We start from the raw sequence: 14,607 nt of genomic DNA, 5'->3' as shown, positions 1-14,607 counted from the left end.
GCCGACGCGGTGCGGCCGGGCAAGTCACAGGGCGGCGATGTCGAGAATCGGGTGAGGAGCCTCTTCACAGGGCGCGATCCGGCTACCATCTAGTACTGTGGCCGAATGCTGCACTCACCTTCGTTGACCGAAGGTGAATTTCACAACGACCGAGGTTGGTGGGGTCGGCCTCACAATTCATAGGCTTGACCCTGCATTTGTGTTGTGAAGGCTGACGAATAACGCTACGCTTCTGGCGGGCCGCGGTCGAGTCGGCCCATTTTCGGGTCGATTTCGGCCCAAGAGTTTTTCTCCACCCGCGCCTTCGAGCGTTGGCCTAGCGGCTAGCTCTTCGAGGTGCAATAGGGCGGAACTCGAGTATGCGCACCGCAGCGTCCCGGCTGTTCGGCGCAGGAGACAACGGGCGGATGCCATTCAGTCACGATGGTGAAACAGCGGTTGGACCGACGTCATTGCTGGCGTGCGGCCCCCGTTTCGCCGGCTGCAGGGCCCCGTTTTCGCGTCTCCACTCCATGGTCGGACCCGCTGCAAGCGGATCACTCGCCTCCCGCCGCCCCACCCTTTCGTCGCCGGCCGTGCCGCGTGAGCCTCTCGCCTTGACCAAGGCTCGGCGCTCCACCCGTCACGGCCCGGCAGTGAACAGGTCTCACCGCTTCGCCGCTCGCGGCCGAAGCGCATCCGTCGGCGCTCCCCGTCGCGGCATGTCCGTCAGCACTTGCCTGGACATCCCCGCGGCCTGGGCCGAAGCGCCAATCCATTCCCTGCCATCGGACCGCTTGAACGCGGTCGGCCACGGCCGACGCTCGCGGTGCCCGGAGCTATTCCATGCCCAACAAGATGCTGATCGATGCCATCCACCCGGAGGAGACGCGTGTCGTCGTCCTCAGAGACAAGCGGGTGGAAGACTTCGACTTCGAGGCCGCCAGCAAGAAGCCGCTGCGCGGTAACATCTACCTCGCGAAGGTCACGCGCGTCGAACCCTCGCTGCAGGCCGCCTTCGTCGAGTACGGCGGCAACCGCCACGGCTTCCTCGCATTCAGCGAAATTCACCCGGACTACTACCAGATCCCGCAGGCCGACCGCGCAGCGCTGCTCGCCGACGAGCGCGCCCGGGCCGACGAGGACGACGAGGCCCCGAAGAAGAACCGCGCCAGCCGCCGCCGCTCCAAGAGCGAATCCAAGGGCAAGCCGGCTCCGGCCAGGACCGGGAACGCCGCGCCCGCCGAGCCTGTGACGGCCGAGCCCGCGACCGCCGCGGCGCCCGAGGCTGAGGCCGCCCCGGCCGAGGAGCCCGTCCCCGCGCCGGCCCAGCTCGCCAGCACCAGCGACACCGTGTCGACCGAGACGCCCGTCGAGGAGCAGGCGTCGCTCCGCCGCGCCATCGAGCAGATCGAGGACGCCTACGAGGCCGACATCGAGGCCGCGTTCGACAACCCGATCCGTGACATCGAGGTGACCGGCGAAGGCGAGTCCGCCTACGACGCGCCGACCGGCGAGGCCGAGGCGAGCGCCCCTGCGGCCGTCGAAGCCGCTCCCGCCGAGGAGGCCCCCGCCGCGGAGGCTGCCCCCGCCGAGGGCGAAGCCGCGCCGGCCGAAGCCGCCGCAACGGACGCCGAGGCCGAGGCTCCGGCGGAGGAGAAGCCGAAGCGCCGCCGCCGGACGACGAGCACCACCGCCGCGAGCAAGACGACGAAGGCCACCAAGGCCAAGACCGGTACCGAGTCCGAGACCGGCACCACCACGACGCGCAAGCGCGCCACCACCGCCAAGAAGCCGACGACCAAGAAGTCCGACGACGGTCTCGCCGACCCGGTGATCTCGGACGACGAGGCCCTGCGCGACGGCCATATCCGCGAAACCCACGAGGACGACGACGAGGACGTCATCACCTCGATCGGCGAGCAGGACGTGATGGAGGAGATCCCGGAGCGCCGCCGTGCCGCTCCGCGCCGCCAGTACAAGATCCAGGAGGTGATCAAGCGCCGCCAGATCCTGCTGGTCCAGGTCGTCAAGGAAGAGCGCGGCACCAAGGGCGCGGCGCTGACCACCTACCTGTCGCTCGCCGGCCGCTACTCGGTGCTGATGCCGAACACGGACCGCGGCGGCGGCGTGTCGCGCAAGATCACCGACAATGCCGACCGCAAGCGCCTGAAGTCCTCCGTCGCCGAGCTGGACGTTCCGGAGGGGATGGGCATCATCCTGCGCACGGCCGCAGCGTCCCGTACCAAGACCGAGATCAAGCGCGACTTCGAGTATCTGCTGCGCCTCTGGGAGAGCGTGCGCGATCTCACGCTGTCGTCCATCGCGCCGCAGCTCGTCTACGAGGAAGGCAACCTCGTCAAACGCGCCATCCGCGACCTCTATAACAAGGAGATCGACGAGGTTCTCGTGTCCGGCGAGCCCGCCTACCGCGAGGCCAAGGACTTCATGAAGATGCTGATGCCGTCTCACGCCAAGAACGTGAAGCGGTACGGCGAGGCGACGCCGATCTTCACCAAGTACAGCGTGGAGCCGCAGCTCGACGCGATGTTCTCCGAGCAGGTGACGCTGCCCTCGAAGGGTTACATCGTCATCAACCCGACGGAGGCGCTGGTCTCCATCGACGTGAACTCGGGCCGCTCCACGAAGGAGTCCTCGATCGAGGACACCGCGCTGAAGACGAACCTGGAGGCCGCCGACGAGGTCGCCCGCCAGCTCCGGCTGCGCGACCTCGCGGGCCTCATCGTCATCGACTTCATCGACATGGACGAGAAGCGGCACAACCGTCAGGTGGAGAAGCGCCTGAAGGACGCGCTGAAGCTCGACCGCTCGCGCATCCAGGTCGGCCGCATCTCCCCGTTCGGCCTGCTCGAGATGAGCCGCCAGCGCATCCGCCAGGGCATGGTCGAGACCTCGATGGTGCCGTGCGAGGCGTGCGGCGGCATGGGCCACGTGCGCTCGACCCAGTCCGTCGCCCTGCACTGCCTGCGCGCGCTGGAGGACTACCTCCTGAAGCACGCCGACAACCACGTCACGATCAAGACCTCGGCGACGGTGGCGCTCTACATCCTGAACCAGAAGCGCCAGCACCTGAACGAGCTGGAGGAGCGCTTCGGCCTCGAGATCGGCGTCGACGCGGACGAGACCCTGTCCGGCCAGCACCTCGCCATCGTCCCCGGCGCGCCGGTGGACCGTGCGCCGGGCGTCGAGCCGCCGGTGGCGCAGATCGCCCCGGACGCCGCCGTCATGGACGACGAGGACGAGGTCGAGGAGGAGGAGACCGAGGTCACCGAGTCCGCTGAGTCCGCCGAGGCCCGGGAGAGCGCAGGCGAGCGTTCCTCGCGCCGCCGTCGCCGGCGTCGCCGGCGTGGTGGCGGCAGTGATGACCGCCGCGACGAGCGGGGCGAGGACGGCGGCAGCGACGAGCGCGCCCAGGCCGCGACCGCTGCCGACGAAGCCGTGACCGGGGACGTCGAGGAGGCCGAGGCGGCCGCCGACGAGCCGGCGACCGGCGAAGCGGACGTCCAGGCCGACGGCGACTTCCAGGACGACGACCGTCGCGGTCGTCGCCGCCGGGGCCGCCGGGGTGGCCGCCGCCATCGCCGCGAGGGCGAGGACGAGGGCGCCGACGGCGAGACCATGACCGCCGAGTCATCCGACGAGGCGCCGGCCGAGCCGGCCGCGGTGGAAGCATCCGCCACCGAGACCGAAGCGGAGGCACCCGTCGCAGAAGCGGGCGAGACCGTGACCGAAGCGGCCCCCGAGGCGGAGGCGGAGGCGGAAGCCGAGGTCGCTGCACCGGAGGCGGAAGCGTCCGAGCCGGCGGAGGCGGAGGCCGAGGCCCCGGCGCCGGAGGAGAAGTCCGACCCCTCCCGCCCGCGCCGTGTGGGCTGGTGGCAGCGCCGCTCGTTCTTCTAGGCCCCTCGCCGACATCATCCGCGGCCCGGCTCATGCCGGGCCGCACCCGTTTCAGACCGATCAACTTGCGGATCGCCTGCCCTTTCCGTCAGACGGCGGGCCGGATGTGACCGACACGGGCGCCGCGGATCCGCCGTGGAGACGCCCGTTGCAGAGGACCGGCAGGCCTCGGGCCCGCGCCGTCCACCGCCCCGGCCGGACGGGCTGGCCGGTCAACCGAATGTGACGGGTGTGCCAACTCGCGTCCTTTCGAGGCCCCGACGCTCGCGGTATCCAAAGCGACGCTCTCAACGCAAAAGGTTGATTATGTTCCGCCCCTTCCTTGCACTCGCCGCCATGGCGTCGGTGGTGATCGCCGCGCCGGCGCCGCTTTATGCCCAACAGGCCGCGGACACCCCTGTCCTCAACCGTTCCGACGTCGAGACCATTGTCCGCGAGTACCTGGTCGCCAATCCGGAGGTCCTCGAGGAGGCCTTCATGGCGCTCCAGACCAAGCGCCAGGCGACCGCAGACGCCGAGCGGGCCGAGGCGCTCGCCAGTGTCCGTGACGACCTCGAATCCTCCACCAACAGCGCGGTTCTGGGCAACCCCGACGGCGACGTCACGCTGGTGGAGTTCTTCGACTACAATTGCGGGTTCTGCCGCCGCGCGCTCAGCGATCTCGACGAGCTGATCGAGGGCGATCCGAACCTGCGCGTCGTGCTCAAGGAGCTGCCGGTGCTGGGCGAGGGCTCGGTGCGGGCCGCGGCGGTCTCCATCGCCGTCCACAACATCGCCCCCGAGGCCTATCCGGAGTTCCACAAGAAGCTCCTGTCCTCGGAAGGCCGGGCGGACGATCAGGTCGCCTTCGCCGTCGTCGACGAGATGGGCCTGCCGCGCGACGAGATCGAAGTCGCCATGCGCTCCGACAAGGTGCGGGACACCGTGTCCGAAAGCAACCGGCTCGCCCGCCTCTTGCAGATCGAAGGAACGCCGTCCTATGTGATCGGCGACGTCGTCGAACAAGGTGCCGTGGGTGTCGATCAGCTTCGCGCAAGAATTAATCAACAACGCTGCGGCGAGGACGTCTGCTAACCCTTGGATAACGCGGCACCATCGCCTAGGTAGGCGGGGGCGGCGGCAGAGCCTCTAGCTTTTCCGCCTTCCGCTTATCACCAGCGTCCTTTAGTAAGCTGGGCGCTAAATCTTACACACATTGCGGTACCCGACCGCGGCAAATGAAAGGCCTCGACCCCACCTCTGGGTCCCGTTGAATCGTAATGGCAGACACACCCCCAATTGACGAAGCGGCCATACGCACGATCGCCGCGTTGCTGCATGAAACGGACCTTTCGGAGATCGAGATCGTCCATGGCGAGACCAAGCTGCGGGTCGCGCGTCATGTGAGCCCCACGCCCGTCACCGTCGCGCCGCCGCCGGTCGCCTCCGCCGCTCCCGCCACCGCCGCCCCCACCGGCCCGGCCAAGGCACCCGAGGGCGCCGTCCTGTCGCCGATGGTCGGGACCGCCTACCGCGCGCCGGAGCCGGGCTCGCGCCCGTTCGTGGACGTCGGCGAGACGGTGCGCGTCGGCCAGGTGGTCATGATCGTCGAGGCGATGAAGACGATGAACCAGATCATCGCCGAGCGTGCGGGCACTGTGACGGACATCTTCGTCGAGGACGGTCAGCCGGTCGAGTACGGCGAGCCGCTGCTGGCGATCGCTTAAGATGTTCCGCAAAGTGCTCATCGCGAACCGCGGTGAGATCGCGCTTCGCGTCCAACGCGCCTGCAAGGAGCTCGGCATCCAGACCGTCGCGGTCCACTCCACCGCCGACGTCGACGCGATGCATGTGCGCCTTGCCGACGAATCCGTGTGCATCGGCCCCGCGCCGGCGTCCGAGAGCTACCTGAACATCCCGGCGATCGTCGCGGCGTGCGAGATCACCGGCGCCGACGCGGTCCACCCCGGCTACGGGTTCCTCTCCGAGAACGCGCGCTTCGCCGAGATCCTGGAAGCGCACGACATCACCTTCATCGGCCCGACGCCGGAGCAGATCCGCATCATGGGCGACAAGATCGAGGCCAAGCGCACGGCAAAGGCCCTCGGCCTGCCGGTCGTTCCGGGCTCGGAGGGCGCCGTGCGCTCCGAGGCGGAGCTGCGCGCGGTGGCGGCCGAGATCGGCTACCCGGTCCTCATCAAGGCGAGCGCCGGCGGCGGCGGCCGCGGCATGACGGTCGCCCGCTCGGCCGACGAGGTCGTGCAGGCCGCGCAGCGCGCCCGGGCCGAGGCCAAGGCCGCATTCGGCAACGACGACGTCTATCTCGAGAAGTATCTCACCACGCCGCGCCACATCGAGATCCAGGTGATGGGCGACGGTCAGGGCGACGCGGTCGCCCTCGGCGAGCGCGACTGCTCGCTCCAGCGCCGCCACCAGAAGATCTGGGAAGAGGCCCGCTCCCCTGCCCTCAACGAGGACCAGCGCAAGCGGATCTACGACACCTGCGCCAAGGCCATGCGGGACATGCGCTACCGCGGCGCCGGCACGATCGAGTTCCTGTACGAGAACGGCGAGTTCTATTTCATCGAAATGAACACGCGCCTGCAGGTGGAGCACCCGGTCACGGAGATGATCACCGGGCTCGACCTCGTCCACGCGCAGCTCCGCGTCGCCTCCGGCGGCAAGCTCGGCATCTCGCAGGAGGACGTGACGTTCAACGGCCACGCGATCGAGTGCCGCGTGAACGCCGAGCACCCGCGCACGTTCGTGCCGTCCCCGGGGACGATCACGCACTACCATCCCCCTGGCGGGCTTGGTGTCCGGGTCGATTCAGCGGTGTACCAAGGCTACCGGATCCCGCCGTACTACGATAGCCTGATCGGCAAGCTCATCGTTCATGGCAACAACCGGGTCGAGTGTCTCATGCGTCTCCGGCGCGCGCTTGACGAATTCGTGGTGGACGGCATCGAGTCGACCCTCCCGCTGTTCCGCGAGCTCGTTCAAGATCCGGACATCGCAAACGGTGCATACGATATCCACTGGCTGGAATCGTTCCTGGCGCGAGGGAAGGTATGACGAGTCCCGACAATATCGTCCTTGAGATCACGCCCGAGGTTCTGTTGAAGGCCTACGCGTGCGGGATCTTCCCGATGGCCGAATCGGCGGACGATCCGGGACTTTATTGGATTGAACCAGAGCGGCGGGGCATCCTGCCGCTCGATTCGTTTCATATCCCCCGTCGCCTCGCGCGGCTGGTCCGCCAGGACCGCTTCGAGGTGCGGGTCGATCATGACTTCAGCGGCGTGATCGAGGGCTGTGCGACGCCCGCCCCGGGCCGCCAGCGCACCTGGATCAACGGCCGCATCCAGCAGCTCTACACGAGCCTCTACAAGCTCGGGCAGGCCCACTCGGTCGAGACCTACCTCGACGGCGAGCTGGTCGGCGGCCTCTACGGCGTGCGGCTCGGCGGCGCGTTCTTCGGCGAGTCCATGTTCTCCACGGTGCGCGACGCGTCGAAGGTGGCGCTGGTGCACCTTGCGGGCCGGCTCGCGCTCGGCGGCTTCACCCTGCTCGACGCGCAGTTCATCACCGACCATCTCAGCCAGTTCGGCGCCGTCGAAGTGAGCCGCCGCCACTATCAGCAGCTCCTCGACGAGGCGCTGCGCATCAACGGCGACTTCGCCCCCGGTCGGACGTACTCCGGCGCCGAGGTCCTCGTCCCCTTCTCCGAGCGCTGAGGCGCACGCCAGAGCCCCAGCCCCGTAGGGCACGTCAGGCAGGCCCGCCCGCCGGAGCCCGTCTGCGATGCTCTGCCCAATTCGGCAATTGTCCTTCGGCACGCCCCGACGAGGCCCATGCGGCGCGGAGCGCATCCGCCGCCGCGCGCATCAGTCCTCGAGCTCGCCCTCTTCCGGCACCACGATCGGCGCGCGGCTGGCGTGGAACGGCCGCGGCTTGGGAATCGGCTGCCAGCCCTCCGGCCGCTCGATCACGCCCATCTCGTCCTGCGCGTACTTGTCCTCGTTGAAGCCGGTGGGGGGCGCGACCTCCGTGGAGAGGGCGCAGTCCTTCAGCCACACGTCGTACACCGGGTGGTCCACCGCGTTGAGGCCGGGGCTGGCGGCGAACATCCAGCCCGTGAAGATCCGGCGGATGCGAGAGTCGAGGGTGATCTCGTCGACCTCGGCGAAGGCGACCGTGTTCGGCTCCTCGGTTGGCGGCTGCGTCTGGCACGTGCGGGGCGTCACGCGCAGCGCACCGAACTGCACCGTCTCGTTGATGTAGACGTCGAACGAGATGATCCGGCCCGTCACCTTGTCGAGGCCGGAGAAGACGGCGATCGGATTCTCGATGGGCTCGGCCTCGGCCGGCGAACCGCCCACGAGAGCGAGGGCGGCCAGCATGGCGGGGACGAGCGGACGGAGCATCGTAGACCTCAGATCGCGTGTGCTTCGAAGCGGATCCGGACGTAGTCGGCCGTCCAGACGCCGTTGGCGTCCCTCAGGGCCGGCGCCAGCAACGCCTCGGCTTCGGCAAGGACGTCCGGAGCGGAGGCGGCGGCGTCCTTCAGATATGGGTTCATGAAGGTTTCGATCCAACCAACGATGCCACTGTCCGGAAGGATGGTCGGACGCGGGATCAGGACGCAACGCGAGACCGAGAATCCGTTCTCGGCGAGCAGCCTACCGAAGGTCTCCGGCGTCGGGAAGTACCAGGGGTGCGCGCGCGCCGGATCGACGCCGTAGCGTGGCGCGATGGCCGCAAGCGCCGTGCGGAGCGACGCGACGTTGGCGTGGCCGCCGAACTCGCCGACATACCGTCCGCCCGGCTTCAGTGCCCGGCGCACCCCGGCGGCGACCTTGGCGGGCTCCAGCATCCAGTGGAGCGCGGCGTTGGTGAAGACGGCGTCGAACTCCGCCTCGAACGGGAGCGCCATGCCGTCGACGAGACGCACGTCGAGCCCCCGCGCCGTCGCCGCGGCGACGAAGTCAGGACTCGCGTCGACGCCCAGCACGGTGGCCCCGCTCGCCGCGAGCTTTTCGGTCAGGACGCCGTCGCCGCAGCCGAGGTCGAGGATGCGCTCGCCCGGTCGGGGCGCCAACCACTCGGTGACGCCGTCCGCGAGGTCCGAGACGAAGCGCGCATGACGCTGGTACGTCTCGGCGGACCAGACCTGAGCGGGCGCGGCCATCCTCAGTCCACCGGTTCCAGCCGGCCGATCGCGGCGGTCAGCTTCTCGAGGCGGGATTCCGCCTCGGCGCGCTTTTCGCGCTGCTCCTCGATGGTCTCGGCGTCCGCCTTCTCCAGGAACTTCGGATTGGAGAGGCGCCCGTCGATCTTCGAGATGTCCTGCTGCAGCCGCTTCAGCTCCTTGGCGAGGCGCGCACGCTCCGCCGCGAGGTCGACGAGGCCGGCGAGCGGCAGGCAGACGACGACGTCACCCACCACCGACTGGGCCGAGTTCGGCGGCGCGACGTCGGACACCTTCAGCGCCGAGGCGCGGGCGAGACGGCGGATGGCCGCGTCGTGCGAGGCGAGCCAGCTCTCCTGCGCGCGCGATCCGCCGACGACCACGATCTCCGCCTCGGTCGCGGCGGGAACGTTCGACTCCGAGCGCAGCGAGCGGACGGCGGCGACGAGGTCGACGACGAAGTTGATCTCGGCCGCCGCGCTGTCGTCCTGGAACCCGTCGGTCGGCCACGGCGCGTGGATCAGCAGCGTGTCGCGCGTGATCGACGACTGCTCGGCCGTGATCGACCACAGCTCCTCGGTGATGAAGGGCATGAACGGGTGGAGCATGACGAGGATCTGGTCGATGACGTAGGCCGTCACCGCGCGCAGCTCCTTCTTCTCCTCCTCGTTCTGGCCGATCAGCGCCGGCTTGGCGAGTTCCAGGTACCAGTCGCAGAAGGTGTTCCAGGTGAAGCGGTAGATCGCCGCCGCCGCATCGTTGAAGCGGTAGGCCTCGATCGCGGCGGTCACCTGGTCCGCCGTGCGGCTCGCCTCGGTGATGACCCAGCGCGACAGCGTCCCCCGCGCCGAGGACGGCTCGAACGCCGGGTCGATGCGGCACTCGTTCATGTCGGCGAAGCGGGTCGCGTTCCAGAGCTTGGTGGCGAAGTTGCGGTAGCCCTGGACGCGCGCCTTGGCGATCTTCACGTCTCGGCCCTGGGCGGCCATGGCGGCGAGGGTGAAGCGCAGCGCGTCGGCGCCGAACTCGTCCATCAGCTCCAGCGGATCGACGACGTTGCCCTTCGACTTCGACATCTTGGCGCCCTTCTCGTCACGGACGAGGGCGTGGATGTAGACGGTGTGGAAGGGCACCTGGTTGAGGAAGTGCATGCCCATCATCATCATCCGGGCGACCCAGAAGAAGATGATGTCGAACCCGGTCGAGAGGACGCTCGTCGGGTAGTACTTGCGCAGCTCCGGCGTGCGCTCCGGCCAGCCTAGGGTCGAGAACGGCCACAGGGCGGACGAGAACCACGTGTCGAGGACGTCCTCGTCGCGGTAGAGGAGCGTCTCCTCGCCCTCGCCGGCCTCCCAGGCCTCCAGCGCCTCGGTGCGCGGCACGAAGCGGACGGTGTGGCCGTAGTGGATCTCCGCGACGCGGGCGACGTCGGCCTCCGAGCGCTCGACGAAGATCTTGCCGTCCGGGCCGTACCACGCCGGGATCTGGTGCCCCCACCAGAGCTGACGCGAGACGCACCACGGCTGGATGTTCTCCATCCACTCGAAATAGGTCTTCGACCAATTGGCCGGGACGAACGTGGTCTTGCCTTCGTGGACCGCGTCCATCGCGGGACCCGCGAGGCGCTTGGCGTTGACGTACCACTGGTCGGTGAGGAACGGCTCGATCGGCACGCCCGACCGGTCGCCGAACGGGACCATGTGGACGTTGTCCTCGATCTTCTCGATGAAGCCGAGCTCTTCCATCTTCGCGACGATGATCTTGCGCGCCGAGAAGCGGTCCTCGCCGTGCAGGTCGTCGACGAGCGCCGAGACCGCCGCCGGGTCCAGCCCTTCGGCGAAGTCGGCATTGCCGTCGAGCGTGACGGCCGCCTGCTCGTCGAAGATGTTGATGACGCGCAGCTTGTGGCGCCGCCCGACCTCGAAGTCGTTGAAGTCGTGCGCGGGGGTGATCTTCACCGCGCCCGACCCCTTCTCCGGGTCGGAGTAGGTGTCGCCGACGATGGGGATCCGGCGGCCGACCAGCGGCAGGATGACGTTCTTGCCGATGAGGTCGGTATAGCGCTCGTCGTCCGGATGGACGGCGACCGCGGTGTCGCCCAGCATCGTCTCCGGCCGGGTGGTGGCGACGACGATGTAGGTGGACGGATCCTCCGGGTCGAAGGTCACGCCTTCCAGCGGGTAGCGGAAGTGGGTGAGCGTGCCCTTCGTCTCCTTCGACTCGACCTCGAGGTCAGAGATCGCGGTGAGGAACTTCGGGTCCCAGTTCACCAGGCGCTTGTCGCGGTAGATCAGCCCCTGCTTGTGCAGCCGGACGAAGACCGTCAGCACCGCCTCGGAGAGGCCGGCGTCCATGGTGAAGCGCTCGCGCGACCAGTCGCACGACGCGCCGAGGCGGTCGAGCTGGCCCTTGATGGCCCCGCCCGACTCTTCCTTCCAGGACCAGACCCGCTCGAGGAAGGCCTCGCGGCCCATCTCGCGGCGCGTGGGTTCGCCGTTGGCCGCGAGCTGGCGCTCCACGACCATCTGCGTGGCGATGCCGGCGTGGTCGGTGCCGGGTTGCCAGAGAACGTCCTTGCCGCGCATCCGCTCGAAGCGGACCATCACGTCCTGCAGCGTGTTGTTCAGGGCGTGCCCCATGTGGAGCGAGCCCGTGACGTTCGGCGGCGGGATGACGATGCAGAACGGGTCCGCATCACGATCCGCCCCCGCGCCTGCACGGAACGCGTCGGCCTCTTGCCACACTTCGCGAATGCGCGGCTCGATGTCGGCCGCGTCGTAGGTCTTTTCGAACATGGATCCACACCCTCAGAGGGTGTGCCTAAGGCCCTGCACCGCCTTTCGTCAACGCGCACTTTCATTGAAAGACGTCCAGGCAACGCAGGGATGCGGGGCGGCACGGTCGGCCCGCATCGGTTCAGCGCTCCGGTACCGGCCCCAGGTGCCTGGAATCCCGGCTAGGTGCGCGGCAGGACCACGATCACCTTGAGGCCCCCCTGGTCCGCCCGCGACAGCTCCAGCCGGCCGCCGTAGAGGTCGACGAGCTCCGCCACGATGGAGAGGCCGAGGCCGCTGCCGGGCTTGGTCTGGTCGAGCCGCGTGCCGCGCGAGATCACCTCGGTTCGCTCGGTCTCGGAGAGGCCCGGCCCGTCGTCGGCGATCTCGATGGCGAAGGAGCGCTTGAAGGCCGCGCCCGGCAGCGCCTCGTCGCTCGGCCTGACCTCGATCGCCACCTCGCTCGCCGCCCACTTCATCCCGTTGTCGACGAGGTTGCCGACGATCTCCTCGAGGTCCTGCTGCTCGCCGGCGAACTGGATGCCGTCCGGCCGCTCCAGCGTCACCTCGATGCCGCGCGGCTCGGCGAGGCGCGCCATCGCCCGGTGCAGCCGGTCGAGCACCGGGCCGAGGTCGGTGGTGGTCGCGATGAAGCGGTCCTGCGCCGCCATCTGCGCCCGGTCGAGGTAGTAGCGGACCTGCCGCTGCATGGTGTGGACCTGCTCGCGCACCGACCGCGCCAGCGGCTCCCCGGTGGTCCCCGCGTCGTTGAGGAGGACGCTGAGCGGCGTCTTCAGCGCATGAGCGAGGTTGCCGACATGCCGCCTCGCGCGCTCGAGCGTCGCGTGGTTGGCGTCGATCAGCGTGTTGAGCGCGTCGGCGACGGGCGCGATCTCGGTCGGGAACTTGGTGCTGACGTGCTGCACCCTCCCCTGGCGTACCGCCTCGAGCTGCTGGCCCAGCACGGTGAGCGGCCTGAGGCTGATGCGCCAGTGGATGAACGTCACCGCCACCAGGATGATGGCGAACGAGCCGAGGTATAGGGCGAGCCGCGTCGTGAAGGAGGCGGTGTCGTCGGCGATGGTCGACGCCGCGCCGCTGACGACCACCATCACCCACTTGCCGTCCGCGAAGGCGACGCGCCGGGCGACGACGCGCAACCGGTCACCCGCCGGCCCCTGGCCATAGCCCTGCCGCGGCACGAACCCGACGGTCCGCTCGAAATTGTCCGGCAGCTCGATGACGTCGCCCGCCAGCGACTCGGAGGTCTGCATCACCTCGTCCGTCGAGGTGTCGACCACCATCCAGTACCAGCCCGACAGCGGCAGAACGAAGCGCGGCTCGCCGAGGTCGGGCGGAATGCCGCCGTAGCGGTCGTCGTCCTGCTCGGAGAGCTGGGCCACCAGCATCGCGAGGTAGACGCCCAGCGTATCGTCGAAGCGCGCCTCCACCGTCTGGCGGAACGCCGAGACGAGGACGAAGCCCGTCGCCACGATCGCGAACGTCGCCCACGCCAGGGACGTGAGCAGAAGCCGTGCCGAGAGCGACTTGGGCCAGATCTTCATGGCGCGGGCCGACTACTCCTCGCCGCCCGGCGAAAACACGCGGTAGCCGAGACCGCGCACCGTCTCGATGATGTCGGCGCCGAGCTTCTTGCGCAGGCGGCCGATGAACACCTCGATCGTGTTGGAATCGCGATCGAAGTCCTGATCGTAGAGGTGCTCGGTCAGCTCGGTGCGCGACACGATCCGCCCCTGGTGCATCATCAGGTAGGCGAGCACGCGGTACTCGTGCGAGGTGAGCTTCACGAGCGTGCCGTCGACCGTGACCCGGCTCGCCCGCGCGTCGAGCTCGACGGGACCGCACACGTAGTCGTTCGAGGCGTTGCCCGCCGCCCGGCGGATCAGCGCGCGCACCCGGGCGAGCACCTCCTCCATGTGGAAGGGCTTGGTGACGTAGTCGTCAGCGCCCGCGTCGATGCCGGCGACCTTGTCGCTCCAGCGGTCGCGCGCGGTCAGCACGAGGACGGGCATGCGGCGGGCGTTCTTGCGCCAACGCTCCAGCACCGAGATGCCGTCGAGTTCCGGCAGGCCGAGGTCGAGAATCGCGACGTCATAGGGCTCAGTGTCGCCGAGGAAGTGGCCTTCCTCGCCGTCGAACGCGGTGTCCACCGCATATCCGCCGGACTTCAGGGCATCGCAGAGCTGACGGTTGAGATCACGATCGTCTTCCACGACGAGCACACGCATGACGCTTCTCCTAGTCCACTAACGAATGGGTTGGCCGCTTCTGGCGTCGACCTCGCGGTCGACGACACGACCGTCGCCCTGAAGGACGGTAACGCGCCAAGTAAGCCCACCGCTCCCCTCGCAGAGGTTCAGCCTCAGAACCTTGCCACCCAGCTTGCGCCCGATCTGGCCCGGACGGACCGCCTGACCGGAACGCACCGCCTGTCGCTGCGCGCTCTGCGAGAGGCACCCCGCCTGCGCGGCCGCCGGCGCCGCGTCCCAAAGGACGAGCGCGCCGGCCTGGGCCAGCAAGGTCGCAGCGAATATGATCTTTACGAGGTGCATGGTCGCGAGGATTAGTAGCATGCCCGTGTACGTCGAATGAACGAAAGTGAGGCGCACGCGCAAGATCGTCCGACCCGCGCGACACGACGGGGCACGGGGCTCCTCGCGCGGTTGCGACGGCTGCCGCCTGCGTCAATCCTCGCCTGGCTGAAAGCGCCTCAATCCACACCTTTCCCGTTCGGGCGGTCGGAAG

General features: G+C 68.8%; 11 protein-coding genes. 5 read left to right on the top strand and 6 right to left on the bottom strand.

Annotated elements, in window-relative coordinates:
• The first annotated feature begins 825 nt into the window (after positions 1 to 825).
• The 5 genes from DLJ53_RS26540 to aat all read left to right on the top strand — a co-directional run bounded on the left by DLJ53_RS26540 (position 826) and on the right by aat (position 7,613).
• Positions 826 to 3,897, top strand: a complete 3,072-nt coding sequence (locus DLJ53_RS26540) for an Rne/Rng family ribonuclease (protein WP_111351056.1) — start codon at positions 826 to 828, stop codon at positions 3,895 to 3,897.
• 306 nt (positions 3,898 to 4,203) lie between these two features.
• Positions 4,204 to 4,971 (top strand): DsbA family protein, encoded by a 768-nt coding sequence (locus DLJ53_RS26535; RefSeq protein ID WP_202913366.1) that lies wholly within the window; start codon positions 4,204 to 4,206, stop codon positions 4,969 to 4,971.
• 185 nt (positions 4,972 to 5,156) lie between these two features.
• Positions 5,157 to 5,603, top strand: coding sequence for an acetyl-CoA carboxylase biotin carboxyl carrier protein (gene accB / locus DLJ53_RS26530; protein WP_111351053.1), 447 nt, complete (start codon positions 5,157 to 5,159; stop codon positions 5,601 to 5,603).
• 1 nt (position 5,604) lies between these two features.
• The gene (gene accC, locus DLJ53_RS26525) at positions 5,605 to 6,951 is read left to right on the top strand and encodes an acetyl-CoA carboxylase biotin carboxylase subunit (RefSeq protein WP_111351051.1); all 1,347 of its coding nucleotides are present in this window, start codon (positions 5,605 to 5,607) and stop codon (positions 6,949 to 6,951) included.
• Positions 6,948 to 7,613 carry a leucyl/phenylalanyl-tRNA--protein transferase gene (gene aat / locus DLJ53_RS26520; protein ID WP_111351050.1) on the top strand — a complete coding sequence of 222 codons (666 nt, stop codon included), beginning with the start codon at positions 6,948 to 6,950 and terminating at the stop codon, positions 7,611 to 7,613. The genes accC and aat overlap by 4 nt, the downstream gene beginning before the upstream one ends.
• 150 nt (positions 7,614 to 7,763) lie before the next feature.
• Here the strand turns inward: aat and DLJ53_RS26515 are convergent, their stop codons facing one another.
• From DLJ53_RS26515 to DLJ53_RS26490, 6 genes are all read right to left on the bottom strand, one after another.
• A complete protein-coding gene (locus DLJ53_RS26515) occupies positions 7,764 to 8,303 on the bottom strand; it encodes a DUF2155 domain-containing protein (protein ID WP_111351048.1) in 540 nt (179 codons plus the stop codon).
• A gap of 8 nt (positions 8,304 to 8,311) precedes the next feature.
• Positions 8,312 to 9,067 carry a class I SAM-dependent methyltransferase gene (locus tag DLJ53_RS26510; RefSeq protein ID WP_111351046.1) on the bottom strand — a complete coding sequence of 252 codons (756 nt, stop codon included), beginning with the start codon at positions 9,065 to 9,067 and terminating at the stop codon, positions 8,312 to 8,314.
• A gap of 2 nt (positions 9,068 to 9,069) precedes the next feature.
• Positions 9,070 to 11,862, bottom strand: a complete 2,793-nt coding sequence (locus tag DLJ53_RS26505; protein ID WP_111351044.1) for a valine--tRNA ligase — start codon at positions 11,860 to 11,862, stop codon at positions 9,070 to 9,072.
• Positions 11,863 to 12,023: 161 nt separating this feature from the next.
• Positions 12,024 to 13,406 carry a sensor histidine kinase gene (locus DLJ53_RS26500; RefSeq protein WP_111351043.1) on the bottom strand — a complete coding sequence of 461 codons (1,383 nt, stop codon included), beginning with the start codon at positions 13,404 to 13,406 and terminating at the stop codon, positions 12,024 to 12,026.
• A 12-nt stretch (positions 13,407 to 13,418) separates the two neighbouring features.
• Positions 13,419 to 14,090 carry a response regulator transcription factor gene (locus DLJ53_RS26495; RefSeq protein ID WP_111351041.1) on the bottom strand — a complete coding sequence of 224 codons (672 nt, stop codon included), beginning with the start codon at positions 14,088 to 14,090 and terminating at the stop codon, positions 13,419 to 13,421.
• 18 nt (positions 14,091 to 14,108) lie between these two features.
• Positions 14,109 to 14,435 (bottom strand): PepSY domain-containing protein, encoded by a 327-nt coding sequence (locus tag DLJ53_RS26490; protein WP_146620098.1) that lies wholly within the window; start codon positions 14,433 to 14,435, stop codon positions 14,109 to 14,111.
• Between the last annotated feature and the right edge of the window lie 172 nt (positions 14,436 to 14,607).

Source organism: Acuticoccus sediminis, assembly GCF_003258595.1.
Taxonomy (GTDB): Bacteria; Pseudomonadota; Alphaproteobacteria; order Rhizobiales; family Amorphaceae; genus Acuticoccus; species Acuticoccus sediminis.
This window is presented reverse-complemented; position numbering and strand designations above follow the sequence as displayed.

What these genes read in the sequence shown, in the direction of transcription:
- DLJ53_RS26540 (WP_111351056.1), top strand. Translation starts at nt 826, where the DNA reads ATGCCCAACAAGATGCTGATCGATGCCATCCACCCGGAGGAGACGCGT.
- DLJ53_RS26535 (WP_202913366.1), top strand. Translation starts at nt 4,204, where the DNA reads ATGTTCCGCCCCTTCCTTGCACTCGCCGCCATGGCGTCGGTGGTGATC.
- accB (WP_111351053.1), top strand. Translation starts at nt 5,157, where the DNA reads ATGGCAGACACACCCCCAATTGACGAAGCGGCCATACGCACGATCGCC.
- accC (WP_111351051.1), top strand. Translation starts at nt 5,605, where the DNA reads ATGTTCCGCAAAGTGCTCATCGCGAACCGCGGTGAGATCGCGCTTCGC.
- aat (WP_111351050.1), top strand. Translation starts at nt 6,948, where the DNA reads ATGACGAGTCCCGACAATATCGTCCTTGAGATCACGCCCGAGGTTCTG.
- DLJ53_RS26515 (WP_111351048.1), bottom strand. Translation starts at nt 8,303, where the DNA reads ATGCTCCGTCCGCTCGTCCCCGCCATGCTGGCCGCCCTCGCTCTCGTG.
- DLJ53_RS26510 (WP_111351046.1), bottom strand. Translation starts at nt 9,067, where the DNA reads ATGGCCGCGCCCGCTCAGGTCTGGTCCGCCGAGACGTACCAGCGTCAT.
- DLJ53_RS26505 (WP_111351044.1), bottom strand. Translation starts at nt 11,862, where the DNA reads ATGTTCGAAAAGACCTACGACGCGGCCGACATCGAGCCGCGCATTCGC.
- DLJ53_RS26500 (WP_111351043.1), bottom strand. Translation starts at nt 13,406, where the DNA reads ATGAAGATCTGGCCCAAGTCGCTCTCGGCACGGCTTCTGCTCACGTCC.
- DLJ53_RS26495 (WP_111351041.1), bottom strand. Translation starts at nt 14,090, where the DNA reads ATGCGTGTGCTCGTCGTGGAAGACGATCGTGATCTCAACCGTCAGCTC.
- DLJ53_RS26490 (WP_146620098.1), bottom strand. Translation starts at nt 14,435, where the DNA reads ATGCTACTAATCCTCGCGACCATGCACCTCGTAAAGATCATATTCGCT.